The 26,352-nt window shown below is 48.3% G+C and carries 20 protein-coding genes; 11 read left to right on the top strand and 9 right to left on the bottom strand.

The features are described from left to right. Window positions 1-19 precede the first annotated feature (19 nt). From MHB49_RS13750 to sbnA, 4 genes are read right to left on the bottom strand one after another with little or no spacing between them, the layout of a single operon-like run. Window positions 20-1,915: an IucA/IucC family protein gene (locus MHB49_RS13750; protein ID WP_405156485.1), complete on the bottom strand. Its 1,896-nt coding sequence runs from the start codon at window positions 1,913-1,915 to the stop codon at window positions 20-22. 43 nt (window positions 1,916-1,958) lie between these two features. Further along, the gene (locus MHB49_RS13745; RefSeq protein ID WP_405156484.1) at window positions 1,959-3,182 is read right to left on the bottom strand and encodes a type III PLP-dependent enzyme; all 1,224 of its coding nucleotides are present in this window, start codon (window positions 3,180-3,182) and stop codon (window positions 1,959-1,961) included. Beyond that, window positions 3,173-4,192 (bottom strand): 2,3-diaminopropionate biosynthesis protein SbnB, encoded by a 1,020-nt coding sequence (gene sbnB, locus MHB49_RS13740; protein ID WP_405156483.1) that lies wholly within the window; start codon window positions 4,190-4,192, stop codon window positions 3,173-3,175. Before sbnB ends, MHB49_RS13745 begins: the two co-directional genes overlap by 10 nt. A 27-nt stretch (window positions 4,193-4,219) precedes the next feature. Further along, a complete protein-coding gene (gene sbnA / locus MHB49_RS13735; protein ID WP_405156482.1) occupies window positions 4,220-5,227 on the bottom strand; it encodes a 2,3-diaminopropionate biosynthesis protein SbnA in 1,008 nt (335 codons plus the stop codon). 232 nt (window positions 5,228-5,459) lie between these two features. Between sbnA and MHB49_RS13730 the strand changes: the two genes are divergently transcribed. Both MHB49_RS13730 and MHB49_RS13725 read left to right on the top strand, forming a co-directional pair. Then, window positions 5,460-6,761, top strand: coding sequence for an MFS transporter (locus MHB49_RS13730; protein ID WP_405156481.1), 1,302 nt, complete (start codon window positions 5,460-5,462; stop codon window positions 6,759-6,761). 24 nt (window positions 6,762-6,785) lie between these two features. Beyond that, a complete protein-coding gene (locus MHB49_RS13725; RefSeq protein WP_405156480.1) occupies window positions 6,786-8,630 on the top strand; it encodes an IucA/IucC family protein in 1,845 nt (614 codons plus the stop codon). A 202-nt stretch (window positions 8,631-8,832) separates the two neighbouring features. Here MHB49_RS13725 and MHB49_RS13720 read toward each other — a convergent pair whose 3' ends face one another. Both MHB49_RS13720 and MHB49_RS13715 read right to left on the bottom strand, forming a co-directional pair. Next, window positions 8,833-9,423: a GNAT family N-acetyltransferase gene (locus tag MHB49_RS13720; protein ID WP_405156479.1), complete on the bottom strand. Its 591-nt coding sequence runs from the start codon at window positions 9,421-9,423 to the stop codon at window positions 8,833-8,835. Between the two features lie 5 nt (window positions 9,424-9,428). Then, window positions 9,429-9,875, bottom strand: a complete 447-nt coding sequence (locus tag MHB49_RS13715) for a RidA family protein (RefSeq protein WP_405156478.1) — start codon at window positions 9,873-9,875, stop codon at window positions 9,429-9,431. A gap of 666 nt (window positions 9,876-10,541) precedes the next feature. On the opposite strand from MHB49_RS13715, the gene MHB49_RS13710 reads away from it, so the two are divergent. Then, window positions 10,542-10,895, top strand: coding sequence for a hypothetical protein (locus tag MHB49_RS13710; RefSeq protein ID WP_405156477.1), 354 nt, complete (start codon window positions 10,542-10,544; stop codon window positions 10,893-10,895). Between the two features lie 7 nt (window positions 10,896-10,902). Here MHB49_RS13710 and MHB49_RS13705 read toward each other — a convergent pair whose 3' ends face one another. Next, on the bottom strand, window positions 10,903-11,787 hold the full coding sequence (locus MHB49_RS13705; protein WP_405156476.1) for a helix-turn-helix domain-containing protein: 885 nt from the start codon (window positions 11,785-11,787) through the stop codon (window positions 10,903-10,905). A gap of 125 nt (window positions 11,788-11,912) precedes the next feature. On the opposite strand from MHB49_RS13705, the gene MHB49_RS13700 reads away from it, so the two are divergent. The 7 genes from MHB49_RS13700 to MHB49_RS13670 all read left to right on the top strand — a co-directional run bounded on the left by MHB49_RS13700 (window position 11,913) and on the right by MHB49_RS13670 (window position 21,623). After that, the gene (locus MHB49_RS13700; RefSeq protein WP_076289691.1) at window positions 11,913-13,202 is read left to right on the top strand and encodes a Gfo/Idh/MocA family oxidoreductase; all 1,290 of its coding nucleotides are present in this window, start codon (window positions 11,913-11,915) and stop codon (window positions 13,200-13,202) included. A gap of 108 nt (window positions 13,203-13,310) precedes the next feature. Beyond that, entirely contained in the window at window positions 13,311-15,128 is a 1,818-nt protein-coding gene (locus MHB49_RS13695) for a sensor histidine kinase (RefSeq protein WP_405156475.1), read from the top strand. After that, window positions 15,100-16,665, top strand: a complete 1,566-nt coding sequence (locus MHB49_RS13690; protein ID WP_405156474.1) for a response regulator — start codon at window positions 15,100-15,102, stop codon at window positions 16,663-16,665. The genes MHB49_RS13695 and MHB49_RS13690 overlap by 29 nt, the downstream gene beginning before the upstream one ends. A gap of 123 nt (window positions 16,666-16,788) precedes the next feature. Then, window positions 16,789-17,703 carry a carbohydrate ABC transporter permease gene (locus MHB49_RS13685; protein WP_090896620.1) on the top strand — a complete coding sequence of 305 codons (915 nt, stop codon included), beginning with the start codon at window positions 16,789-16,791 and terminating at the stop codon, window positions 17,701-17,703. A gap of 5 nt (window positions 17,704-17,708) precedes the next feature. Next, window positions 17,709-18,548: a carbohydrate ABC transporter permease gene (locus tag MHB49_RS13680; RefSeq protein ID WP_063563342.1), complete on the top strand. Its 840-nt coding sequence runs from the start codon at window positions 17,709-17,711 to the stop codon at window positions 18,546-18,548. Window positions 18,549-18,636: 88 nt separating this feature from the next. Beyond that, window positions 18,637-19,953 (top strand): ABC transporter substrate-binding protein, encoded by a 1,317-nt coding sequence (locus tag MHB49_RS13675; protein ID WP_405156473.1) that lies wholly within the window; start codon window positions 18,637-18,639, stop codon window positions 19,951-19,953. A gap of 23 nt (window positions 19,954-19,976) precedes the next feature. Continuing rightward, window positions 19,977-21,623, top strand: coding sequence for an MGH1-like glycoside hydrolase domain-containing protein (locus MHB49_RS13670; RefSeq protein ID WP_405156472.1), 1,647 nt, complete (start codon window positions 19,977-19,979; stop codon window positions 21,621-21,623). Window positions 21,624-21,826: 203 nt separating this feature from the next. On the opposite strand, the gene MHB49_RS13665 is transcribed toward MHB49_RS13670, so the two are convergent. Next, window positions 21,827-22,171, bottom strand: coding sequence for a hypothetical protein (locus tag MHB49_RS13665; RefSeq protein ID WP_405156471.1), 345 nt, complete (start codon window positions 22,169-22,171; stop codon window positions 21,827-21,829). A 120-nt stretch (window positions 22,172-22,291) separates the two neighbouring features. On the opposite strand from MHB49_RS13665, the gene MHB49_RS13660 reads away from it, so the two are divergent. Then, on the top strand, window positions 22,292-22,690 hold the full coding sequence (locus tag MHB49_RS13660; protein ID WP_110000007.1) for a hypothetical protein: 399 nt from the start codon (window positions 22,292-22,294) through the stop codon (window positions 22,688-22,690). 238 nt (window positions 22,691-22,928) lie between these two features. On the opposite strand, the gene MHB49_RS13655 is transcribed toward MHB49_RS13660, so the two are convergent. Beyond that, the gene (locus tag MHB49_RS13655) at window positions 22,929-26,102 is read right to left on the bottom strand and encodes a bifunctional cytochrome P450/NADPH--P450 reductase (protein WP_405157128.1); all 3,174 of its coding nucleotides are present in this window, start codon (window positions 26,100-26,102) and stop codon (window positions 22,929-22,931) included. Window positions 26,103-26,352: the final 250 nt, after the last annotated feature.

Below are 26,352 nucleotides of genomic sequence, written 5' to 3'. Positions count from 1 at the left end.
TGCACTCCTCCCGTCCTGATTAAATCTGCCGCACCGGCCTGTAGACATGCAGTGGATTACTTACCCGATGCACACAGTCCCCCGGCCCTTCATGAATTCGCCGTCTGGTCAGCTGTTCCACTTCAATCTCGGGTGCAAAGACGTCAAACTGTTCAAATCGCGCCTGTAACTCAGGGAACTGCTCTTGGTAAGTCAATATCACCTCAGCAGCCACGCTCCACCATTGCTTTTCACTCAAGCCAAAGTGCTTCTCAAGGAAAAATGCCACTTCGGTCAGGTTGATAAAAAGCAACGCGTCCAACATAAAGTCCTTCACCTCGGAAGGATCTTCCTTCTCCACAAACGAATTGCGATTCACCCGCTGATGGTTTGCAGGCGGATATTCAATATCCGGGTATCCAAACGGGTGAGGAATGGATGGGCAGTAACGGACACCGTCATGGAAATCCTTAAGCGCAATCCGGCTGGGCCATCCCTGTTTCAGCACGATGATCATATTTTGCGCATGCGATTCAAGCGCAGCTCCGTGCGCGTACAGCAGATGGATCAGCGGTACCACCGCCACATTCAGCAATTGCCGGGCCCAGCGATCCAGTCCATATTGGTTTATCCATGGTTTAATGACCGGAGTGCCATGCTGATCGAGATGACACAGCGCATTAAATGGCAAAGCCTCTTCTCCTGCCATTAAGCGCGGGTGCAGACTTTCCCGCCAGATAGCCCCGAGTGATCCGTATATTTTTTGCTCCAGCAGATTGGGCAGTTTCTGGTGATGGTACGATACCCCCGCAATCTCCTTCAGCACAATCAGACCAAGCTCATCCTGTAAAAACGTATCCTCTGCCACCACACGACCAAGCCAGTCCGAGATACGAGCCGCATTCATGATCGTGTGCTGTGCCAGAATCCGTCCGGATGACGTATTCACCATATTGAGCGGCAGTTTGACATACGGTTTATCGCGGTGACTCACATTTGACAATGTGCGAATGGATTGTTGGGGACGGTAGATGTCACCTGCTTGGCCCAAATACACCATCTCTCCTGTTCGCAGCTGCTCCGTGCACGCCTCTGAAATAATTCGCTCCCACTGCCAAGGGTGCACGGGAACAAACACATATTCATCCACAACACTTGTATCCCCATTCGTATTCACCTTCACCTCAGCATCGACGTCGGCATTGGAATTGGAATTGGAGACCCCTTTCAACTTCTCACTCGAGATCGCTTCGTGCAAAATCAACTTAAACGCCTGCAGTTCATCACCCAGCTCGTTATGAATAAACGCAGCATATGTATCCAGTGAAGATGATATGGATATTTGGGCTGCATCCTGTTTAATCGCAATCCAGACCAGCTTGAATTCGGGTCCGAACTCCGGTCCATAGGCTTCATTGTCAGAAAGCGTGAATCCAACTCTGGATTTGTAACAAGGATGATACGGGTGCCCTTCAATCAGGGCAGATTCCCACTCGTCATATTCCGATACCCGAGGTTCGGGCTGACCAACACGCCATCGCACGGACAGCGTGTCTTTCAGATGGGTTTGCTGAAGCTCATCCATGAATTGCCCCAGCAGAGCTTCGGAAGTGGGAATATGCGCAGCAACCTCCAGTAAAAAACGAGGAATGGAATCTGCCTCCGCTTGTTTCTTCGATGTTATCCGCATTACTGGTTTATCTAACAACCGAATGCGATCAAAGCTCTCTTTTCGTACAGCCCAAAAGGTGTATTCCACCTTCTCTCCTGTCTCCGTCTCCCCTTGCAGTGTATACTCTGCCTCCGCATAAGGCCCGATCACCGGTTCACTCAAGATTTGCTCATACAGAAATGACTCCACCAATTGCCTGAAAATACGTCGCCGCACTCGTATCCACTCTTCGGACCTGACCAATTCTGCTGTTAGACCGTTCATAAGACACCTCCCATGATTGCAATGCCTCAAACCATTTCATGTGCTACTGCAAATAAATGTGCTGCGGGTGTGGATGACTCAAAAAGTCATGATGCGAGATCGCCCAGCCATAAGCGCCCGCATATTGGAACAGCAAAATGTCTCCTGCCCGAACCCTGCCTGACGTAATATCACTTGCCAAAATATCTTTCGGAGTACATAGCTGGCCTGCCACTGTAAAAGCGGCTTCCTTCACCTCGGGTCTGTCATACGGATGCATCCAGTTCTCCACCTCAATCACTTCGAACGGATGACTGTGCTGCCAAGAAACGGGTAGGCGAAAATGATGTGTACCGCCACGCACGATGACATATGTTTTACCATGGTTGACTTTAACGTCAAGCACCTCGGTTGCATAATACCCACTCGACGCCGTAAGGTAACGCCCACATTCGAACAACAAAGTCGTTTCCGAAGGCAGTTCCTTTTGCAATACCGGTGCAATCCCATTCACAAATGTGATCCAGTCGAACTGCTGCTCCAGATGGGCATAGTTCACACCAATTCCACCCCCGGCATTCAAATACCGAAGCGTGAAACCATATTGCCTCGCCCAATCCCGCGCGATCGTGCAGTAATACTCAACCAGTTTCACATGCTGCTCCGCATCCAGATTGTTCGAAAGGGAGTGAAAATGAAAGCCTTCCACCTGAATATGTGGCAAGTGTCGGAGCTGGTTCATGACTTGTGGCAGCATAACCTCGTCGATTCCGAACTGGGTCGGACGACCGCCCATAGCCAGTGTCGCCTGCGGCAGTGGACCTTTCAGGTTAATCCGCAGCAATACGGATACGCGAACGTCGTTTTGACGAGCAATCTCGTTCAGCTTGTTTAGCTCGTGCATACTCTCCACATGAATAAGCTGCACTTTATGCTCTATCGCTCCCCGAAGCTCGGCTTCCGTCTTGCCTGGTCCACCAAACAGAATCGGAATATCCGCTGAGACTTGTCTCACCTTCACGATCTCGCCCAAAGATGCCACTTCAAAGCCATGAACTACAGGGGCCAGCGCTCGAAGCACCTCTTCTTCCGAGTTGGCTTTGATGGCATAGAACAGCTGACTAGATTCCGGCATGGATTGTACACGTTGATGCACATGAGCGACGAGTGCTGTTACATCCCGGATGTAGGCACATACCGGTTCGGTCTGCTGTTCTTTCAGTGCCAATAGGTGCTCACGAACACTTTCAACCTGAGGCATACGCCCTATCTTCAGCTCTATAGCCATAAACGTGTGCCCTTTCCTTGTTCAACGGCTCTTGCGTACATCTCTGCCGCACTGGAAATATCCTCAATCGCCATCCCCATCGGGTTCAGCACAATAATCTCATCCTCATGTTCTCGTCCTGACTTTGCCCCAATTAGGATCTCGCCGAGTTCAGCATGAAGCTGCTCACGGGAGAATTTTCCTTCCAGCACCAGCTGATTAATAATCTTTTTCTCCCGATTGGATTGATCCCAGTCGTCCACGACCACTTTGTCTGCCTGCGTAAATACATCCTTGTGCAAATCCATAATCGAGATGTTGCTGACAAAGGTACCTTTGGCAATCCATTCATACGGAATATGGGGCGATGAGGCTACCGTAGCCGTTACGAGTACTTCCGCTTGTCGTACCGCTTGTTCTGACGAATCTTCCACCAGCACTTCAACCTGATCAAAACGCGAACCAATTTCATCGGCAAGCTGGCGGGCCGTATCGGCATTCAGGTCATACAGATGGATGGTCCGAATGGAGTCAAATTGTTCAAGCAGCGAGATGATCTGCATTCTGGCGATTACCCCGCAGCCGATTACGCTCACTGTACGGAAACTTTCTCTGGCTAAATATCTTGCCCCAATGGCTGTAACCGCTGCCGTACGCATCCCACTGATCACGCTGCCTTCCATCACCGCCACCGGATAGTTGCTTTCCGGATCATTGAGGATAATAAGAGCGCTTGCACGTTCCTTATGACGCTTAGCCGGATTATCATGTTTGCTTCCAATCCACTTGAGACCACTGATCGCTACATCGCCACCCACATACGCAGGCATCGCAATAATGCGATCGGCAATATGACCGCTCTCCTCGTTAACCCGCAGATAAGGCTTCAACGGCTGCACGATATCCCGCTTGGCATGAAGCTCCAGTGCACGGGTTACTGCTTTGACATATGGCTCTGAATACAGCCCTCCCAGATCTATAATATCCTGTTTACTCATATACAAAAGGCTATGATCCTGAACGGTACTCATATCTGATCTCTCCTCCGAGATAAATTTTTAGATACTCTTGATCACTTGGCTTGGCGGCAATTGACTGACCCATTGCTCGTCATACACACTGTCCAGATAACGTTCTCCACGATCTGCGAAGACAGTAACCACCTTGGCTGAAGGCCGCAGGGTTGGAACCAGTTTCTCCAATGCAGCAACCAGTGATCCGGATGAACCTCCTGCAAAAATACCTTCCCGCTCCAGCAGCTTCTGGCATCCCAGCACGGATTCCCGATCATCCACATGAATCACTTGGTCAATCTCGTTTGGGCTGAATAACTCAGGTATCCGGTTGGCGCCGATACCCGGCAATTCACGCTGTCGGGATGGTGTGCCAAAAATGATTGAGCCGACTGCATCAACGGCTACGATCCGCGCATGCGGATTTGCTTCCTTCACGCGGCGGGAAATGCCCAGAATGCTTCCCGTCGTACTCACTGCACACACCAGTACGTCGATCTGGCCATCCATCTGCTCCACAATCTCCTGACCTGCACCATGATAGTGAGCTTGCCAGTTCAAAGGGTTGGCATACTGGTTGATCCAGTAACCTGCCGGGTCCTGGCTGGCTAATTCCTTGACTCTCCGAATGCGGGATTGCAAATAACTTCCGTGTTCGTCAGGTTCAGTCACCATGTCAACCTGTGCCCCGAGGTAGGTGATCATTCTCAGATTCGTCGATGTAATTTTCGGATCAACCACACAAGTGAATTTCAGTCCATATCGTTTGGCGGTTAATGCGAGACCAATTCCCAGATTTCCCGAAGTGCTCTCGATGAGATGTGTATCCGGTTTGATCGTTCCGTCTCGCAGACCCTGCTCGATAATGTATCGTGCAGGTCGGTCTTTCATGCTGCCGCCGGGGTTCATCATTTCCAGCTTGGCATACACCGACGCTCCTGAAGATCCAAACAGGGAATTCAAGCGAACAAGTGGTGTTTGACCGATACAATCGATAATGGAATCCGCAACTTTGAGCGAGCGATCCTTGATTTGCAGGGTACTTTGTTCCATGTGTTTACACCAGCTTTCTGGGCATATTGTTGTCCAAAACCGCTTTATTGATAATGATTATCATTTTCAAATTTGGACACAGGGCCTATTATGCATATCCTTTTTTTTCCTGTCAACACTAAAATTTTTGGAAAGTTTTTGAAAAAAATAAGATTGACATTGAGAATCATTCTTGATAATCTGATCAGCAATTGGTTTCAAATTGCCAAAATCAAGGTGGTGAAGTGAACACATGATGTCTCAGATGGCATGGAAACAGAGCGTACGCATTTTGTGGGGTGGACGTTTTCTTTCCAGTGCCGGGCTGACTGGAATCAGCCCTTTTATCCCGTACTACATGGAGCAGCTGAACGTGGGAACGCCCGAAGAAGTGCTGCTGTGGACAGGTCTGTCCGTATCTGCACCTGCTTTGTCCTATGCACTGTTGACCCCCTTTTGGGGTAAGATCGGAGATCGTTGGAGTCGAAAATGGATGGTTGTCAGAGCGCTGGTCGGACTGGCTCTTAGCATGTTTCTAATGGGCATTGCCCAGACGCCGTTTCAATTCTTTTTGTTCCGCCTCTGCCAGGGAGCCTTTGGTGGCATATCTGATGCGAGCAGTGCGTTTGTGGGAACCCATGCCCCTGACCAAAAGCAGGGTTCTGCGCTCGGACAGCTGGAGCGGGCATCGGCAGCAGGCCTGCTCGTTGGACCACTGCTAGGAAGCATATGTGTAAACACATGGGGAAGTCGGCCGCTATTGTTCATTACAGCGTCATTGACGTTGAGTTTTGCTGTGCTTGCCGCAATCGTATTAACGGGGGCGACGACTCATCGAACGCGTACGACCAAGAACAATAATCAAGTATCTCCTGTGGAGCAACACCAGCCTTCGGTCGCTATGTTGAAAAATCATAGCAAAAACAGAAATAAAAGCGGAATTATCCATGCCTTCGTTTCGCTGATTACACATCCGATTGCCCGAAGACTCGTTATCGCAGGCATCATTTTCAAGCTCGCAGATTTTGCAACGTTTACGATGTTCACTCCGTTCATTCGTGAAATCGTGCCTTCCTCGGGTGCAGCTGCACTTACGGTCGGAGTTCTGCTCGCGATGTCATCGGTTGGCGAATTGGTTGGCGCATCGTGGTGGGGCAAGTGTAACGACCATTACTTACCCGAGCGCAATCTCCGGCTGGCTGGTTTGTTATGCGGCTTGTGCCTGCTTGCACATACGCTTCCACTCGGGGTGGCCTGGCTGCTGGTTGTACGTTTTCTGCAAGGATTCTTCTACAGCGCCCTATTGCAGACGGTCATGCTCAACGTGCTGAAATCCTCCACCGATCAGGATCGGGGCGTGCGCATCGGAGCTACCAACAGCATGTTAATGGCTGGTCAGATTGCCGGTCCGTCCATTGGGGTTCTAATCGGAGGTGTCTGGGGAATTCCAGCTGTATTTCTCGTCATGGGGACAGTCATGCTCGCCGCTTCGCTTGCTGTACGCCGCCCGGCGGTTCATGAGCCAAAAGCTCCCATACAAATGCCGCTCCAATAATTTGTGAAAGGATGATAATCAATCATGACCAAGGATAACGTCACCATCGACCCATTCCAGCAGACTGTTCATCCCTCTTCAGTATCCCCAAGTGGACTTGCCTGTCAGGAGATGCTAAGCCGGATATTGAACGCCTATCTTCGAGAAACCGAACAGCATGATCCTTATGTTCGAATTGCCACGCGTCCAGACCTTTCGCTTGTTATTGAGCTTCCGCGTACTGGTCAGAGGATATATGGAAATCTGCTTCATCGTTCCGCCGCCGGACATCATGTCTATGGCGACACGTTTCACATTGCAGAATTAGACGATGCACAGCCCGATGGTTGGAGAGAGGTTTCTTTTGAACAAATAACGACGCTGTTGCTTGATGAAATATCATCTGTAGAACCCAATGCTGAAGCCCGAATGTTGAAACGGGCAGAGCTGGAGCAGATGGTTTACAACAGTTTGGAGCATATGACCTCCTATCTGGAGCATGCGCTGAATTCATCATCTCCTGTAACATTGGATTTTCGCTATCTGGAACAGGCACTGTTATGTGGTCATCCATTTCATCCAACGCCGAAAAGTCTGGAGGGCTTCAGTACTTCGGATTCGCATGCCTATTCGCCAGAATATGGCGTTAGCTTTCCTCTCAGCTGTTTTGCGGCCGCACCTGAACTTGTGTTGGAGGATTGGCTGGATAACGTGGACTATGGCAGTGAAGCACCCTGGGTTCCTGCCGAAATGGCCGAGGCCGCTTGGAAGCACCTCCCTCCAGAATGCAGACATTATGTGCTCCTCCCTTGTCATCCATGGCAGGCAGCCTATCTGCGAACACTTGAACCGGTAAAGGCCTTATTACAGCAAAGCATATTGATTGATCTGGGCTCTACCGGTCCTTCCGTCTATCCTACCTCATCGGTGCGCACGGTCTGGAATCCGGAGGAGGGCTGTTTCTACAAGCTGTCTCTTCATATTCGAATTACAAACTTTATTCGCGAGAACAATGAAGAGCAGCTGCTGCGTACACTGGATGCATCCAGAATTGTACTGCAGATTCAGGATCGCTGGACGTCAGAGACATTTCAGATATTGCTGGAAAAAGGATACCGCAGCTTGAAGGTGCCGAAGAAGCCCTCGTCCACTCAGGATGCGCTGATCTCCGGATTCTCCATGATCCTGCGTGAAGCACCAGAGTCCTGCCGATCTGCTCCTGCGGCGCCTTATGTCGTGGCCTCCCTAATGGAGGTGCTTCCTGGAGAAAACGAACCGTTGTTGTTCCGGGCTGTCCGTGAAAGCCTGCAATCTTCTACATCGCCGAATAGTATAAGTGATACGAAGATGCAGACAGACTGGTATGAATGGCTTCATCAATATCTGGAGTTGTCCATGGTTCCGCTTGTGGAACTGTATGCTGAGACAGGAATTAGTCTGGAAGCTCATGTACAGAATTCCATGCTGCGTCTTGAAGATGGCATGCCTGCCGCTTTTGTGGTCAGGGATCTGGAGGGCATCAGTGTCAATCGAGCCTTAGCGGAACAGCAAGGTTGGATCGATCAGGTAGTCAGTGCCAACAGTCCTGTCTTGTATAACGAAGAAGAATCACGTCATCGATTGAAATATTATTTCTTTGTCAATCACCTCAGTCATGTGGTGCAGCGCCTCGCATACTATACTGGTCAACCGGAGCAGCCATACTGGAGGGTGGTGAGAAATACATTGGAGGAGCTTCAAAGAAAGACAACCGAATCCTCGCGTATCAACGACGTCATTCGTGATCTGTTGACCACCGAGACCTTACCGGCCAAAGCCAATCTGCTCAGCCGTTTCCACCAGCGTGGTGAGACGCCGCTATATGTCAACATTCCCAACCCGATAAAGTAAGGAGATTCCGCTTATCTGCTCCAGTTCATTCAACAGGTCATTCAGCAGTCCATTAAGCATTACACCCAACCTCCAATATTTGCATACCAAAAAACGGCCCTGGAGAACAACACAACGTGTTCTTCCAAGAGCCGTTTCTTTCTTTCTTTCTTTCTTTCTTTCAAATCATTTTCCGATCCATTTCTTATCTCAATTCAACTAATTATTCGAGCTCATCGCCTCTTACCTTTGCAAACACCATCATATCCACGAGCGTACCTGTACTGTCACGCCGCATCTTGCGCAGTACACCTTCAAGCGTATAGCCTGCGCGCTCAGCCACTTTGGCACTTCGCACATTGCGAGCATCACAGCGGATTTCCAGTCGATTGGCCTCCAAATAGGTTATTGCGAACTGTTCAATACCTCTGACCGCTTCCGTCATGAGCCCCTCGCCGGCACGCGACGTTCTGATCCAGTAACCAATCTCGAAGCAACGTGCATTCCAGTCGATTCGATGCAGTCCGCTGCTGCCCACGAATTCATCCGTAAATCTGTCACGTAAATGAAGCATCATGTCGGTACGCTCCAGAAATTGCAGCCTCGCTTTGCGGGCATTCGCTTCCGATTCCTCCATTGAAGGTATGCTCTCGGCAAATGGAAGCCACAAACGCAATTGCTCCGCACTTTCACGAATTGCCTCATTCACTGCCGCTCCATCTCCCCACCTCGGGGCACGAATAGTCAAACGTTGTGTATCGAAACTTTCGGGAAATGACAGCATTAACGGATTCATTGAAGAGGAATTGGTCATGAACTCTACTCCTCTACCTGGAATATCGAGTCAATGATTAGCGGCAAGTTATCCCTCACGGATACAGCGCCAAATACGGAACGGGCGTGCACGCCCTGTTCTCCGAACACATCCAGCATCAGATCCGAGAACCCGTTTAACACTTTATGGTGCTCCTCGTACGAGGCGATGGCATTGATGAACCCCTGCACTTTGACCACCCGTTTTACCCGATCCAGCGAACCAAGCACTTCCTGAACGACAGCCAACACCTCGATGGCTGCATTTCGGGCAAATTCATATCCCTGCTCCGTCGTAAACTGCTCCCCGAGTTTACCTCGCTCTGACGTATCCGGCCCTTTGCCGGACACATACATGATTCCATTTACAATGACCGCATTGGTATACTTTGCTGCCGGCGTACTTGCTTGGGGCAATACAATGCCCAATTCGTCTAATCTGTTCTGTATCATTCGGCTTCCCCCTTATGTAGAAAATATCCTTACAAGCCATCAATCTATCAAACTTTTAACCTTACAACCTTTCAATTTATTGCTAATTTAGTTAAATCTCAATATACGCCGGATGCTCCTGAACCGCAAGATGTAAAATGGACTGAGCGAATATTTTCCTTCTATATATTTTACACACCCGGACCGGATCGAAGGTATCGATCATGCCAGCGAACCCGCACGCCGTTCCTCCATTCAAGCCGCGCGCCTCGATGTCATTGATGGTTTGATGGTCTGCCCACGGGATGAAGAGTTACTGCTGAAGTTGCGACCGGAGAATGATACAAGTCAAATTTCGGTTTGAGCAGGTTGTCCATGATGTGAGATTTAAACTCAGTTATACAACGTCATAATAAAAGACCTGAATTAATGTCTGCGCACGCAGGATATCTCAGGTTCGTTTTTTACATATTCAGCTTCGGATCGCGAGTCGCAAGAATTCCCTTCCTGTATTTACCTATAGGTTTAAGTGTCATTACATGTTATTATGTAGAACTCCATTTTCAAAATGGGAACATACTAAATACATAAACAAGGACGTATTTATGAGTACAAAAACACGACATATTATTCTGATTTTATTCACTATCATTCTGATTATTGCATCCATCTTTTTTCATAAGTATCGTGAACTCAAACATCGTGTCGAGTCTTCTGCAGACTCCGCTTACCGCAGTGTTATTCTGGAAAGTATACATTATAAAAAAAGAGCTGGATCGATATATCAAAAGCAACAAAACAACAGATGAAACAAACCTGAGCATCTATACGAACAATATGAAGAACGCTTTCGATTATTATGGGCTCATTACTAATATGGTCGACGGAACGACACAAAGATTATATATCGAGCGAAGTGATCTTTATTATCAGTACTGGCACTTGTTTCCCCCAGACTATGCGAAGCTTTCATTGAAAGAATTACAAAAGGTAAGTGACAAAACAAACATCATTATTAAGGGACTCCAACGATTGAAATAAACTCATCCTATCTCAGCACTCTCACCGAACCTGCTTCTCTAAACTCCTGACGATATGTCCTCGGTGACACCTGAACCGTCCGCTTGAACATCTTCCCGAAATGTGAAAAATTGCTGAATCCCGCTCGCAGAGCGATCTCGGTTATTGAATCATCGCTTTCACGCAGCAAACGCTGCGCCTCCTTCACGCGAAGCAGGTTGAGATAATCGCTGAACGTGAAACCTGTGGTCTGTTTGAACAAACGGCTGAGATAATGGGGACTAATTCGAAATAATGCAGCAACCTCCGGCAGCGCTAAATCCTGCTGATAGTTATCGTTGAGATAACGCACCACTGCCTGTGCCTTGGGATGCAGAGCCGGCTCACTGTCGGCCGAGTGCACGGTGCTCAAATGTTTGTTACGGTAAGCAAACAACAGCAGTTCAACGGATCGGTGACGAAGCAGCAGACTGCTTCCAGCTCTGGTATGAACCATCTCATCAATCATTTCACTGACTATTCGCTCCACTGTTTCACTTACCTGTGAAGGAAGCCTTAGAATGGGAATATTCCACCCGAATGGCTCCTTAAGCCCCTCTGCCAGCTCAGGTAAAATGGCCAATTCAGTGAACAGCTCTGGCTTGATATACAGAACAATTCGATCATGGTCTGGCCTTCCACTCTCCATCGTTTTATGAACGGTATTCCGGTTAATGAATACGAAGTCTCCGGCTTTGACCCGATAAGTTCGATCCTTGATGAAGTATATGCGCTCACCCGATAGCAGGTAGTACAGCTCATAATGGTCATGCAGATGGTCATCGGTCATGGAAAAATATCCAATGCGGCGATCATATTCGATATTCAAATATCCGGTGGGATCATGGTAATCCGCTTGAAATGTCTGTATCATGCAGCTGCCCCCTTTAGTTGAATTATAGCAAAATAAGCGGCATTTGAAAGCGATTACGCACAAAAAGCGGCGAATGAAGTGCTTCCTTGTTATAGTCTAGAGCTATATTCAAGGAGGCGATAGACATGAGTAACAAAAAACGCTACGTATTGGTCGGAACAGGCGGCCGTGCTGAATTCTTCTATGGAGCATTAGCCCAAAATTTCAGGGAAACATCCGAACTTGCAGCTTTTTGCGATATTAACCAGACACGCATGAATTATGCCAATCAGCTGCTGAGGGAAAAATATAAATACAATGAGGTGCCAACCTATCCTGCAGATCAGTTTGATCAGATGATTGAGAACGAGAAGCCGGACTTCGTCATTGTAACCAGCATCGACCGCACCCACCACAAATATATCATTCGGGCAATGGAGCTTGGCTGTGATGTTGTGACCGAGAAGCCCATGACCATCGATGAACACAAATGTCAGGATATTCTTGATGCCGTCAAGCGGACCGGACAAAATATACGCGTCACCTTTAACTACCGCTATGCGCCGCACCATACCAAGATACGGGAACTGATTCAGAATGACACAATCGGAAAAGTGACTTCGGTCCACTTCGAATGGCTGCTGAATACGCGCCATGGCGCAGATTACTTCCGCCGTTGGCACCGGGACAAGCGTAATAGTGGCGGACTGCTAGTACACAAATCCACGCATCACTTCGACTTGGTGAATTTCTGGATCGGTTCGCAGCCTGAGACCGTCTTCGCATTTGGCGATCTCATGTATTATGGTAGAGAGAACGCAGAGGAACGAGGCGTGACCCAGTTTTACACTCGTGCAACAGGCAACCCGATTGCGCAAGAAGATCCTTTTGCGCTGCACCTGGATTCGGATGCACATCTCAAAGCCATGTATCTGGATGCTGAACCGGAAGACGGCTACCAGCGGGATCAAAGCGTATTTGGAGATGGCATCAACATCGAGGATACGATGGGCGTTCTTGTCCAGTATCAGAACAAAGCCATTTTGACCTATTCACTGGTTGCATATCAGCCGTGGGAAGGCTACCGCATTGCCATTAATGGCACCAAAGGCCGGATCGAAATGAACATTGTAGAACAATCCTATGTTAACTCGCTGGGTGACAAAAATCTTGAAGGTGCATTGATTGGCAAAACACTGCGTGTCCTTCCCATGTTCGATGCCCCGTACGAGGTTCAGGTCGAGGAAAAAGAAGGTGGTCATGGCGGAGGTGATCCTGTACTTCTGAATGATCTGTTTGGAGAGCCAGCGGAAGATCCATACCATCGCGCTGCCAACCAATTCGACGGAGCAAGATCCATCCTCACCGGAATTGCAGCCAATCGCGCTATTGCAACCGGTTTACCTGTTCGCATCAACAATCTGGTTCGTTTCTAGGAACGCAAGGCCGCTCCAACCACATTTAATTCAAAGACTGCGTATAATACGCAGTCTTTTTCCCATTTTGACGATGATCTTGACGTCTATTCGCTTAAGGAGGAACCCATGTTTTTCTCATTAAAAAGCCGCCTGATCGCCTTTATCGTTGTGCTCTTCGTTCTCTGTTTTGGTACACTCTCCTTCCTACTCTTTAAGGAATCACGTACTGTGATTCGCTCTTACATTGAATCCTCTGCTCTTGAGAAGATGGAGGAATACGGCTCCTATGTCGATATGGTTCAAATGCAGATCTATGATGCAGCCTCTCTTGTTTTCAACAGCGATACCGCCAAGAACTGGGATAACGCGATGAGTGACCCCAACCTTCCTGAAGGGGAAAAGATGCTTGTCAATCTGGGGATGAGCCGTTTTCTGACCCAGGCTACGAACAGCTACACGAGTATCTCCGATGTTTCCATCTATCGACGAAATGGTCTGAGGATTGGCAGTGAAAATCAAGTAACGACCGACCCTCTCTTCTTGCAAGAATCATGGTACAAAAATTTCTTTATCTCAGGGAATCACTGGCTGCCTGCACATACCGATCAACATGAAAATATAAGGGACCATGGCAACCCGGTAGTCAGCCTGCTGATGCCCATTGGGACCTTTCACCATGCTACAGCCCAAAATGTGATGAAAATTAATGTCAGCGAATCTTACTTTCTGGAACCGCTTAACCGAATCCATCTGGCTGAGAGCAGCACTATTTTTCTACTGGGCGAACAAGGAATTCCCATTCTTTCCCAACAGGCCAATCAGCTTGGTGCCGAAGCTTTAGCAGAAATCGATCAAATCCGGAACAACTCGCTAAAATCGGGTGTGGTCTACCTGAACAATGATGAAGGACAGCGTGACATTCTGGTATACAAAAAGCTGGGGCGTACGGGCTGGATGCTGGCGGGTCTGGCACCGGAAAAAGAGCTATATTCTTCTCTTCACAAACTTCAGAGTACCATTCTGGTGGTCACCATTGTTCTTATTCTCGTCTCTTTGTTTGCCGCTGCCTGGCTCTCTTATGGCGTCACCAAACCTTTAACACGACTGGTATTGGCCATGAGACAGGTACAGCGCGGCGCATTCGATCAAGCAGAGTCCCTTCTGCCTCCGGACAAAAATGTAAAAAGCGAAGTCAGTTATGTCATCTCCACTTTCCGATACATGATTAGCCGATTGCGACAGCACATCCAGAACGAATTCGAGCTGAAGCTGCTCCGCCAGCAAGCTGAGTATAAAGCGCTGCTCATGCAGATTAATCCCCATTTTATGTTTAACACACTGGAACTGGTGAGCAGTCTCGCCATGCAGCGCCGAACGGATGATACAGTTCGGGTCATAGAGGATCTGGGCAAAATGATGCGATTCTCCATGAATACAAGTGACGACAGGGTACAGCTTGCAGAGGAACTGGCTTATATCCGCCACTATATCTCCATTCTGCAAACCCGTTTCGGTCATAAGCTGGACATTACTCTGACACAGGAAGGCAGGCTGAATTCTCTGGTCATCATCAAATTTATTCTTCAGCCGCTTATTGAGAATGCCGTCAAATACAGCTTCCAGCATCAGACGACGGCAGAGGTACACATCCGGATCTCCAGACGGAATAACCACCTGCATTTCAACATTTCAGACAATGGGCCCGGGATTCCAGCCGAAATCATTCAGAAAATTCATGATCCTGTTGAAACATCTCAGCTGGAACCCCTATTGCGAAGCCAAAGCTGGCACATTGGGCTCGGTAATGTAGTTGCACGCTGCCGCTTGCATTACGGAAGTCTGTTTAACATTCAGATCGAGAACGGAGAGCGTAACGGTACGTCTATTGAACTGATTCTACCCGCACAGGAGGAATATGATGTACAACGTATTGATCGCAGATGACGAGATCGAGGTTCGCGAAGGACTGAAATTGAAAGTGAACTGGCAAGACTTGGGCTTTGTCATTTCCGGTGAAGCAGCAAACGGCATCGAAGCGGAAGAGCTTCTGAAAGCTGAACATTTTGACTTGTTAATTACAGACATGAACATGCCTGTCATGGATGGCGTCCAATTGCTGGACATTTGCCGAAGCCTTAATCCTTCCATTCAGATTATGATCATCACTGGATATGAAGATTTCCACTATGCCAGAGCAGGTGTGCGCAGCCAGGCCATGGACTATTTGCTGAAGCCTGTAACCCGGGATGAACTGAAAACCACTTTAAATAAAATCAAAGATGAGTTGGATAAAAAGAAACAGCTGCACGGCGATTCTGAAATGATGCAATGGCGTCTCTCCCAGTATTACAAAGAAATGAAGCAACGTTTCCTGCTTGATCTTGTTAGGGGACATCGCCTCCCACCTTCTTCACTGCCAGAGCGGATGCGGCTGTTTCATCTGGAATCCTGGCAGGATCACAGCGTCTGTTTCATCACCGCTGGCATGCGAAACTCCGGTATGCAGACTGCCTCAGGGGAACGTATTCCCGAAATGCTTCACCTTCCCTTTGAGCTGCTTTGTCACGAAATAGCCCAGTCTTATCCTGATAATGTACAAGTGTTCCATGACGGAGCCCACCCCGGTATTATGCATTTCATTACATCGGAAGGTATTCAGCACGAATTTGCTCAGCAGATCACAGCACAGACCCGCTCTGTCTTAACGATGGATGTACAAGTTGGATTGGGATTGTCCGTGTCTGGGGTTGAGCGCTGGAAAGAAGGCTATATTCATTCCCTCTTGGCTTGGAACTCTGCTGGGCGCAAAGGTGCACAGGATCGTGTGCCCGTAGTAGATCATAGTCCATTACTGTCTGAGGAAACCAGTCGCATGCTGCATCGTTGCCTCATTCGTGGAGAGCTGGATTCCTTCCGCAGCGTGATTCAAAAGGAGCTTGCTGACTCATTTCGGATATCCACTTCCCATATGATCCGAAGCCTTTTTCAAATTTCATTATTGTTCGAACAGGAATCCTCGTGGATTTCCCCAGAATGGGTGCTTTGGCTAAAGACTCCAGACCAGGCAGAACTGCTGCTGATGCATTGGGCGGAAGATTTTGTGAATCAACAGCAGCCATCCGAGGTTGGAGAAGATACGGTTATTGAATCGGCCAAACGATATATTGAGGAAAATTACATGCTGGAACTGACATTAACTTCGTTAGCTGACCATTATAACTACAACTCTACCTATTTTTCAGAGATATTCAAAGAAGCTGCCGGCATCTCTTTTATTCAATATGTAACCGAGGTGCGAATGAAACATGCCATACGTTTACTGAGGGAAACCCAACTAACCGTCTGGGATGTTACAGAGCTGACAGGCTTCCGTTCCCCAAGCTATTTCAGTTCAAAATTCAAAAAAATGTTCAACATAAGTCCTTCGGATTATCGTTTGCTGCATTCCGAAAAAAATGATAATCATGATCCGAAGAAATGAGATTCCGGCTTCTCCCCCTCCCCGGTATGATGAATTTACCAAGAGAATCACCGCAAATATTGTAAGCGGATTCAATTCCGCGGTGATCACGAATTCACATCCAACCCTGAAGGGAGGCCTATGATGAGAAAGCTGTCCAAGCCGTTATACGGCCAGCAGAATATGACTGCCTATTTGTTTCTGCTTCCCTGGCTCATCGGACTTTTCTGTCTGACACTCGGACCGATGGTTGCGTCGCTCTACCTGTCCATGACGAAATTTAATTTGTTATCATCACCCACGTGGACGGGTCTCAGCAACTATGTCCAGATTTTTACCGAAGACGATACCTTTCGCAGATCTTTGGGGCTAACGTTTTATTATGTATTTCTATCCGTTCCACTAAGGCTTGCCTTCGCCCTGCTTGTAGCGATGGCGCTGAACAAAGGGATTCGCGGTCTCGGCTTATACCGAACCGTGTATTACATCCCTTCCCTATTGGGAGGCAGCGTCGCTATTGCGATCGTCTGGCGTCAAATTTTCGAAGGAAATGGTTTGGTCAATCAGTTTCTGAGTTGGTTCGGAATCACCGGACCCGCCTGGATTGCCCATCCCGATTATGTGGTCTATACGATCGTCACACTCTCTGTATGGCAGTTTGGTTCGGCCATGGTTATTTTCCTGGCTGGCCTAAAGCAAATTCCAGCCGATTTATATGAAGCTTCGGACGTCGACGGGGCCGGAAAGGTACGCCAATTCTTCGGCATCACACTTCCGATGCTCTCGCCTGTTATTTTTTTCAACCTGATCATGAGCATGATCCATTCGTTTCAAGCCTTTACACCCGCTTATGTGATCGGGGATGGACGCGGAGGCCCGCTCGACGCCACAATGTTCTATACCTTGTACCTGTATCTGAAAGGCTTCTCGTTCTTTGATATGGGTTATGCTTCGGCCCTGGCGTGGATCATGCTGGTCATTATCGGGGTATTCACCGCAATCGTCTTTCTCACCTCGAAGTTCTGGGTGTTCTACGGCGACAATCAGGAAGGGAGATAGTACACATGCCACTAAAGCGACGTTTGGTTCAAGCCGGGAGGCATGCCGCCATTATCCTCTTCGGTCTGCTGATGTTGTATCCGGTGTTATGGTTAATTCTCAGTTCGTTTAAACCAAATCATCTCATCTTTACGAATAGCAGCCTGATTCCAACCAGCTTTACTCTCGATCATTTTGTGAATGGCTGGAAAGGATTGCAAGGGGTGTCGTTTGGCCGCTTCTTCGGCAACTCGGCGCTGATCTCAGTTATGAGTGTGCTGGGAAATGTGATTTCTTGTTCCCTTGCAGCCTATGCCTTTTCCAGATTGAAGTTCAAGTTCAAAGGCTTGTGGTTCAGCATTATGCTGGTCACAATCATGCTTCCTTACCATGTAACCCTGGTACCTCAGTACATTCTGTATAACGAGCTGCATTGGATTAATACGTATTTCCCGCTCATTCTGCCCAAGTGGCTGGCACAGGATTCCTTCTTCATTCTGCTCATGGTTCAATTCATCCGTGGTATTCCACGGGAGCTGGACGAGAGTGCAACGATTGACGGTTGCGGGCAATCGCAGATTTTTTTCAGAATCGTGGTGCCTCTTCTCGTTCCTGCCCTGATCACAACAGCGATCTTCACCTTCATCTGGAGCTGGGATGACTTCTTTAGTCAGATGATCTACCTGAGCAAAATTGATCTGTTTACCGTACAGCTGGGGATTCGGTCGTTGTTCGATCCATCGGGACAATCGGATTGGGGCGCACTGCTCGCCATGTCCACGCTGTCTCTGCTGCCTGTGACCATTATCTTTCTGGTATTTCAGCGTTATTTTCTAGAGGGGATTGCAACGACTGGGCTGAAGTGATTACGAAATTACGAAAATACCTGTCCAGACGCAATACGTGTACAACAGATATTATGTTTTTCATTATCCATTGTCAGGGGGATTTCTCATGTTAAAACGATTAAAGATCACGGTTATAGCTTCACTCCTGTTATTGGTAACTGCCTGCTCTGGAACGGATCATACCGGCGCTGATGAGCAGAAAGGAACGGAAACCACGAAAGACGGGCAAGTCGAACTGCGCATGATGTGGTGGGGTGATCAAAAACGGGCAGATATTACGAATGAAGCCCTGAAGGTTTTTCAGGAGAAACATCCGAATATTAAAATTGTAGGTGAATTTGCGCCTTCCTCCGGATATTTCGACAAGTTGAATACCCAGTTGGCATCAGGCACAGCACCGGATATTTTCTTCCTTGGAGGTAATGTGGTTGACTATGCCAAGAAGGATGTGCTTTTGAACCTGGACCCTTATGTCGGTAGTGAACTGAATCTGGATGGCATGGATGCCACCATGGTTGAGTATGGGCGTCTTGATGGAAAGTTGCAGCATATTTCCGCGGGTGCAAATGCACGGGGCATTGTCGTCAATCAGGCGCTGTTCGATCAAGCGGGAATCCCTTTGCCAGCTTCGGATTGGACTTGGGAAGATTATGCTGCAATCAGCAAAGAGCTGTCCGACAAGCTCGGCAAGGGCTTTTATGGAACCTATAATTTCACGGTTGACGGTATGGACATCTTTTTGAAGCAACGCGGCAAACAGCTATATGATATGAAAAACGGCACGCTCGGATTTGCAAAAGAAGACATTTTGGAATGGTTCATTTACTGGGAGCAGACTTCCAAATCCGGAGGTGTGGTCACGCCTGAATTGCAGGTTTCCAATCCACCGGATGATACGAGTAAATCCTTGCTTATTACGGGCAAGGCGGCGATGAGCCTGCTTCCTTCGAATCAACTGGCTGCTTTCCAGAGCCTCACGGAAGATAAGTTAATTCTTTTGCCTGTACCACGGGGGCCAAAAGGAACTGGGGTTGTATTTGAATCCAGTCAGGGGTTGTCCGGTTATGCAAATACCAAACATGCAAAAGAAGTCGCGATCCTGATGGATTTCTGGATAAATGATCCGGACGCAGCCAAAATTCTCGGCAACGACCGCGGCGTGCCCGTTACGGAAGCCAACCGCAATCTGCTTCAGCAAGAAGCGGGACCTGTGGAAGAGATCGTATATAATTACACCAGCTTTGTATCTGAAGCTACAAAAACGGAGCCTTTTGATGTGAGCTATAATCCTCCGGGTTTCGCTGAATTCTCCAAGCTGGCCCAGACAACCAACCAGGAAATCGGCTTTGGCCGAAAAAGTGTGGAGCAAGCTGTGACGGACTTCTATAATGGCACTGTACGAATTTTTGAATCCAATCAATAAAAAACCGTTACAAGGAGGTCGACATGACAGAAGCCCTGCTGAACAAGCTGCGTCAGATCTCGATCCACGATCATGTGCAGCCCGCTAAACCGGAAGATCAAAAGTTAATACAGGAATGGCAGGCGTCGGGTGTTCGATTCGCGGCATCCGGCGGACGACTGGAAGCGACTTATTATTCCGCATTGGAGAAGCTGCTCACTTGCATTGTGCCCCTGAACGGCAGTGAGCCCATTCTTCAGGAAGGTGGCATCTATCTGGGTTGCTGGCTGGAGAGTACGGGCACCATTAATGCGGAACTGCTGTCACGTCTAATTCCTTCCGTATCGGAAACGACCTACCTGGCTTTTGCCCGACACCAAAGAGAAGATGGGTTACTGCCTTATAAGCTAACGGAGAACGGTCCATCCTTTCGCCAGATTCAGCTCGTTACACCCTTGGCACGAAGCGTATGGAACCACTACCAGCTTCATGGCAAGAACCTTTCCTTCCTGAAGACCATGTACAAAGCCATGGTACACTATGACGAATGGATTGCAACTTATCGCAATACCCGAGGGACCGGCTGTGTGGAGGCTTTTAGCACCTTTGATACCGGGCATGATCTGTCCCCACGCTTCTGGCATGTTCCGGATACGCCTTATATGAATGATGCCGCATCTTACCATCCGGACTCTCCGGTTCTGCCTTTTTTGGCACCAGACTTAACCGCCAATATGTATTGCCAGCGTATGTATTTGTCCCGTATGGCCGAGGAGCTTGGAGAGTCTGGTGGTGATTGGAAAGCAAAAGCTGAAACCAGTCTCGAAAGTCTCTTCCGCTACTGTTATGATGAAGAGGATATGTTCTTCTATGACCGGGATCGCAATGACGAATGGGTCAGGGTACAGTCCGATGTGCTGCTGCGCGTGATGGCCTGCGAGGTGGGCGATCGTGAAATGTTTGATCACATGCTGCGCCGGTATTTGCTGAACACCAGCAAGTTTTTTGCCAAATACCCGTTCACCTCCATGTCGATGGATGATCCTCGGTTCGACCCGTTCTCCTCTTATAACAGCTGGGGTGGAGCATCCAACTTTCTGAGTCTGATCCGTGCACCGCATGCATTTGAATATCACCATCGTTATGTGGAATTGACCTGGGTACTGCAACCCATCTTGTCGTCCCTTTCCAAAGCAAAGCGCTTTGCGCAGGCTGTAAGCCCCTGGACCGGGGAGGAGGGTTTTACCGAAACATATTCCCCCTCCATCCTATGCCTGCTGGATTATGTGGAGCGGTTATGCGGTATCATGCCGGTTGGATCGGACCAACTGTGGTTTACCGGTCTTCTTCCCATCGACATGGATCATGGCGAAGAAGTCGCTGGTCATACGGCGTATAGCCGCACGATGAATGGGCTGCATTTTGAATTGGTGAACACACCAGAACGGGTAACGGTATACCAGGATGGTAAGGCTCTTATGGGAGGGCCAGCAGGAATTCGATTCATTACGGATCGTAGTGGACATTTGGAAGGTGTCATCGGTATGAGCGTGCGCACGATTGAGGGTGAATTGATCTATCGAGGAAATTCCATTCCGATTCGAATCAAAGGAAATGAACTCCAGCGGTATGCTGAGGGAAGCTTGAAAACAGAGCGAGATATCGGCATCATCTATCCTTCTTATTGCTAGTGAGTTAAAAAAGTATTTTTCTACAGGAGCATTAATCAGGCCCATTTGCCGATATAGAGTTGCAACACCAAAAGCGCAAGTAGCAGGAGGAAATCCCCTGCACTTGCGCTTTTACAATTTAATATCTATGGGCTGTCCACGACGGATGAAGAGAAGTTAATTTTGAAGACTCCCTTTATTTATACGAGAAAGCCAACCTTTTCTTAGGCTTTTCGCTCCCATGCAGGGTGGCGATAGAACTCAATCGTATCGATATAGTTCACCGTGTACTTCTGTTCAACTTCTGACAACTCCAGCAGCTTTCTGTCCATTTGTTTCATACCCATGACCACATCATGCCGGAGAAGGTCCATTGCGATTTTGCCTACAAAGCCGCCTTCCATCTCTTTATGTTTATTCCGAAATTCTTCATTATAGATCAGTTCCGGTGTAAACGAGGCTTCAACAAATGCGTTAACGAGCGTAAGCTCATTACCCTCCATCTGCACCGCGATATAATAGTTGCCACGTTCATCGCGAATGAGGTCTTTATACATTTCCACGTTCATTTGAATCACTCCCTATATCTTAAGTTGTACCTTATCATGAGTAACATGGGCACCATTTCGCTCACCTCTTGCCCTCGTCCATTCATATAGTAGGTATAAATGGCGAACGGAGGATTGCTTATGAATTGGCACCAGCTTCATACAGGAAAAACACTTCAGCAGCGTCTGGCCGAGTTCCAGGGACATCTGGCAGAATTGAATGCTCCATTGTCCGGTCTGGAACCTGGAATAATTAGCAAAGTCTATCCGCGCAATTTCATCAAAGTCAATCGGCAGTTATTTATTCCACTCAGCTTGTTTTCCATACGTGTATTTGATGTACCCCGAGCACGGCGAGGCATACGGGTAGGCATCCGCACGGTATTTCCATCCCGGAATGCATTTAACAATATCCGACTTGTTGGTGTTGGACTGGATTACATTGAGCTGCAGGGAAAAGGTAAATTTTCCTCACGTATTCTCTTTCCGCTCACTCAGGTCGAATCAATCTATCGCCCAACGAATAAAAAGAAGAAATAACGAGACCAGAGAACGCTGAATTCATATCTGTCTGTGCCTGTAATCGCCCGATAAGAGAAACCATCCATACCTTGGATCTATCCCATGTCATGATATGCATATTTCTCTTCCCTAGTATAACTCAAAGGTGCATTAGTCTGCTCGGATATTGTGCCATAGCAAAAAGCGGTGAGCACAGAACCCTTCTGTGTCTCACCGCGCAGATGCCTGTCAATTATTGAAATCAGGAACGTATCACTTAGATACCTGTCCACACATCTTTGGCATAACGGCCTTCCTGCTGCAAACGTTCTAACCACGCATCAGCTTGCTCCGCAGAGTTGCCGCTGACATCAGCGTACGCTTTCTTAAGTGTTGCTTCAACATCAGGTGCCATCTTGCTGCCATCGCCGCAAACATACAGATGTCCACCCTGTTCCAGCAGAGGAATCAATTTGTGCGCATCATCTCTCATTAGATGCTGTACGTAACATTTCTCTTCCCCGTCCACACGGGAGAAAGCGGTATGAAGCTGGACAAGACCCTCCTGTTCGGCTGTTTCGAGTTCATTTTTATATAAATAATCATGTTCAGGATTGCGACATCCAAAATACAGATGGGCCTCGCCAACCTGCTGACCCTGTTCCTTCAGTACACGTCTTGCCTGCAGGAAACCACGGAATGGGGCTACGCCCGTCCCCGGCCCAACCATAATAACTGGAGCCTCTGCACTTTCTGGCAGTTCGAACCCGGACTCAGGCGTGCGTATGAACATGACTACCTCTTCACCAGGCTTCAGGTTCGCCAGATAGTTGGACGCTATGCCTTTATATTCTCCCTGACCACTCCACGCTGGAGCACGCACTACGCTGACGGTTATGCTGGCCTGCTCAGGCTGCACTCGCGGTGAGCTGGAAATTGAATAATATCGGGCTTTCAGGGAAGGCAGCAGTTCCAAAAACCGCTCGAAAGGCAGCTCACATGCTTCGTATTTCACCAAATAATCCAGCATGGATATACGTTTCTTACGTACTTCTTCCATGTATACGGACTCATCAAGTAGCACTTCGAGCTCCTTCTTATGGGGTGGACATACCGTGTACGCCGCGAGTTCCCTCAGTTGGGCCCGAGTTGCCGCTTCCTGAAGCTCCACACTGTGACTGAGCAGATCGACCAGATTAACCGGTTGGTGCAATGGCAGATGAGCTGCGCTGCGACCGGATGCATCCAGAACCAGATGTTCCGTGCCTGTGAATCCATATCGTTTCAGTACTCGTTCAACAAGCTCAGGCGGGTTTTGCGGTAAAATGCCCAGGTGATCGCCTTCCTTATACGTTGCACCTTCAGGCAGCTTAATCTCCAGATGACGTGTGCTTCGTTCACTGCCTGCATCGTGAAGCTCCCGATTCTCAAGCACTTCAGCAACGTGTGCATCATACGTATCCGCGAGCGGCGTTACTGCCAGTCCACTGACAAACTGTACGGACAAGGAACTGCGCTCGCTGCCTGAGCTTGTGTTCAACTTGAGGCCCAGTGTTCGTGCCAGATCCGGCCATAGTTGCTCGGTCCAGTCTCCAACCTGTTTCTCAAAGTCCCCGCTGGCATCACTTTCTCCGATGGGAGATAACCGTTCTGCTCCTTTGGAAGATAACTGCTCATCAATCAAACGCGGAATACGCTGGTACGTGCTGGCCCAGTTGTGATCCCCACATCCGAGAACAGAGAATCGAACCCCTTGGAATTCCCCTGCATCCGCATGTTCAATCCACTCGACGAAGTCTTTGGCATTGCTTGGTGGCTGACCATTGTAGGATGCACTCACAATGATGACGACGCCTTCCTTGGGCAGTTTGCCAACACGATCATCCAGAGTAGCAACCTCGCTGCGGAAACCTTGGTATCTTGCGGTATCTGCGATTTCACGCGCAATGCCTTCCGCGGTCCCGAGATTGGAGCCATACAGGACGAGCATTGGGGTATGATGGGCATTTGCCGTATCCGGCTCTTGTCGTTTGGCCACTGGAGTCGGCTCCTCCACAGCAACACCCGGAACAGCCATGACCGGCTGACCCCCACGTGCACGAACACGGATCGTGAAGTTATCGGGTTTGAGCGTCAACGTTTCTTTCACTTTTAACTGATAGTCCGCATGATCGATGAGTTCAAAATGCTTCAAGACCATGCCCAGCACAAGTGTTGCTTCCTGAAGGGCGAACTGCTGTCCAATGCAGGCCCGCTGACCATTACCAAACGGTTTATAGGCGTCATGTGGCACCTTGCTTGGATCTTCGAACCGTTCCGGACGGAATGCTTCCACATCGTCCCCCCACGCATCGCGGTCCCGGTGCAGCTTGGGAATAAGTACACTGACACTGTCTCCTTTTTGCAAAGGGTATTTCCCGTCCAGAACAAGGTCTTTTTTCGCGTATAAAGAGAATGCTGGAGCCGTAGGCCACAACCGCAATGCTTCGTTCAAAACCATACGAATATATTTCAGATTGCGGACCTGGTTGTATGTTGGAACCGGATCTTTCAGAATCTGATCTGCTTCAGCTTGAGCCTTGGCGAGTGTATCCGGATTTTTCATCAAATAATAGATGGCAAAGGATAACAAGCCACTCGTCGTCTCATGTCCAGCAATCAGGAAAGTGATGATCTGGTATCGAATATTTTCATCGTCCAGCGTTTCACCGGTTTCTGGGTCCTTGCCACTAAGCATATGGGACAACAGATCGTCTGCACCTTCCTGTGGCTGCTGCTTGCGCTCCGCAATAATGTGATCCACCAGAGAGAACATCGAACGAATATCCTGCTCAAACTGTTTCTTTTTGGTGATCATCAGCTTGTCTTGCAGACGCAAACGCTGCAACGAACTCATCGATTCGTCCAGTGCTCTAACCATGCTGGTAATGAAAGGATGCGGTTCTTCCCGATAAAAGCTGTTAAACCGATAGTTGAATCCACACAGTCCAATCGTATCCAGAGTGAGGCGAGTCATATCATCAGGTACGTTAACCGTCTCATCCGGGTTCAATCTGGACCACTTCTGCACGAGCTGTACAGCGAGATCAATCATTTTGTTGTGATATCCCTGCATCGCGCGTTGACTGAAGCTTGGCAGCAGCACATTATGAGCTTTTTTCCAATTCGGTTCTTGTGTCCAACTCGTAAACAGGCCATCTCCGGCAAATGCACGAACCTTCTCCAGGGGTGCCCATACACGTTTATCAAATTTGGATTCGTCACTTACCTGGGCAACCAGTTCATGACCTGAGATATACAATTCACTTCGTCCAGGATAATCCATTCGAAAAATAGGTCCATACTCTTCGGCGAGTTTAACAAGCGATTGTACAGGCTCATCGGTATTTATCTGTGGTAAGTTTCCTAAAGGCCCAAACGTTTTGGGTTGGGGAACTGAAATTTGCGCCATCATACTCACTCCTCTTCCAAGTAATCTGTTCCGTTCAATTCAGAAATAATACCTTCTTTTTGCGTTTAACCTCGACTTCTGCTCAATAGACATGACTTCATTTTCTGCAAATTTTCACATTTCATCCAGATAACCGTAAAATCACATCAGAACCAAATGACCAGATAAGTATATTGGTCATTTTAGAATAAAAAAAATGGGTTCCTTCGTTATCTTTCCTTTACCCTAACATTTCCAGTCCTAATCTTCA

Source organism: Paenibacillus sp. FSL K6-0108 (genome assembly GCF_045040695.1).
GTDB lineage: Bacteria > Bacillota > Bacilli > Paenibacillales > Paenibacillaceae > Paenibacillus > Paenibacillus pabuli_B.
Note: the sequence above shows the minus strand (reverse complement) of the source record. Positions and strands in the feature narration are given on the sequence as shown.

Coding starts and splice junctions, on each gene's coding strand:
- MHB49_RS13750 (WP_405156485.1), bottom strand. CDS start 1,915: ATGAACGGTCTAACAGCAGAATTGGTCAGGTCCGAAGAGTGGATACGA.
- MHB49_RS13745 (WP_405156484.1), bottom strand. CDS start 3,182: ATGGCTATAGAGCTGAAGATAGGGCGTATGCCTCAGGTTGAAAGTGTT.
- sbnB (WP_405156483.1), bottom strand. CDS start 4,192: ATGAGTACCGTTCAGGATCATAGCCTTTTGTATATGAGTAAACAGGAT.
- sbnA (WP_405156482.1), bottom strand. CDS start 5,227: ATGGAACAAAGTACCCTGCAAATCAAGGATCGCTCGCTCAAAGTTGCG.
- MHB49_RS13730 (WP_405156481.1), top strand. CDS start 5,460: ATGATGTCTCAGATGGCATGGAAACAGAGCGTACGCATTTTGTGGGGT.
- MHB49_RS13725 (WP_405156480.1), top strand. CDS start 6,786: ATGACCAAGGATAACGTCACCATCGACCCATTCCAGCAGACTGTTCAT.
- MHB49_RS13720 (WP_405156479.1), bottom strand. CDS start 9,423: ATGACCAATTCCTCTTCAATGAATCCGTTAATGCTGTCATTTCCCGAA.
- MHB49_RS13715 (WP_405156478.1), bottom strand. CDS start 9,875: ATGATACAGAACAGATTAGACGAATTGGGCATTGTATTGCCCCAAGCA.
- MHB49_RS13705 (WP_405156476.1), bottom strand. CDS start 11,787: ATGATACAGACATTTCAAGCGGATTACCATGATCCCACCGGATATTTG.
- MHB49_RS13700 (WP_076289691.1), top strand. CDS start 11,913: ATGAGTAACAAAAAACGCTACGTATTGGTCGGAACAGGCGGCCGTGCT.
- MHB49_RS13695 (WP_405156475.1), top strand. CDS start 13,311: ATGTTTTTCTCATTAAAAAGCCGCCTGATCGCCTTTATCGTTGTGCTC.
- MHB49_RS13690 (WP_405156474.1), top strand. CDS start 15,100: ATGATGTACAACGTATTGATCGCAGATGACGAGATCGAGGTTCGCGAA.
- MHB49_RS13685 (WP_090896620.1), top strand. CDS start 16,789: ATGAGAAAGCTGTCCAAGCCGTTATACGGCCAGCAGAATATGACTGCC.
- MHB49_RS13680 (WP_063563342.1), top strand. CDS start 17,709: ATGCCACTAAAGCGACGTTTGGTTCAAGCCGGGAGGCATGCCGCCATT.
- MHB49_RS13675 (WP_405156473.1), top strand. CDS start 18,637: ATGTTAAAACGATTAAAGATCACGGTTATAGCTTCACTCCTGTTATTG.
- MHB49_RS13670 (WP_405156472.1), top strand. CDS start 19,977: ATGACAGAAGCCCTGCTGAACAAGCTGCGTCAGATCTCGATCCACGAT.
- MHB49_RS13665 (WP_405156471.1), bottom strand. CDS start 22,171: ATGAACGTGGAAATGTATAAAGACCTCATTCGCGATGAACGTGGCAAC.
- MHB49_RS13660 (WP_110000007.1), top strand. CDS start 22,292: ATGAATTGGCACCAGCTTCATACAGGAAAAACACTTCAGCAGCGTCTG.
- MHB49_RS13655 (WP_405157128.1), bottom strand. CDS start 26,102: ATGGCGCAAATTTCAGTTCCCCAACCCAAAACGTTTGGGCCTTTAGGA.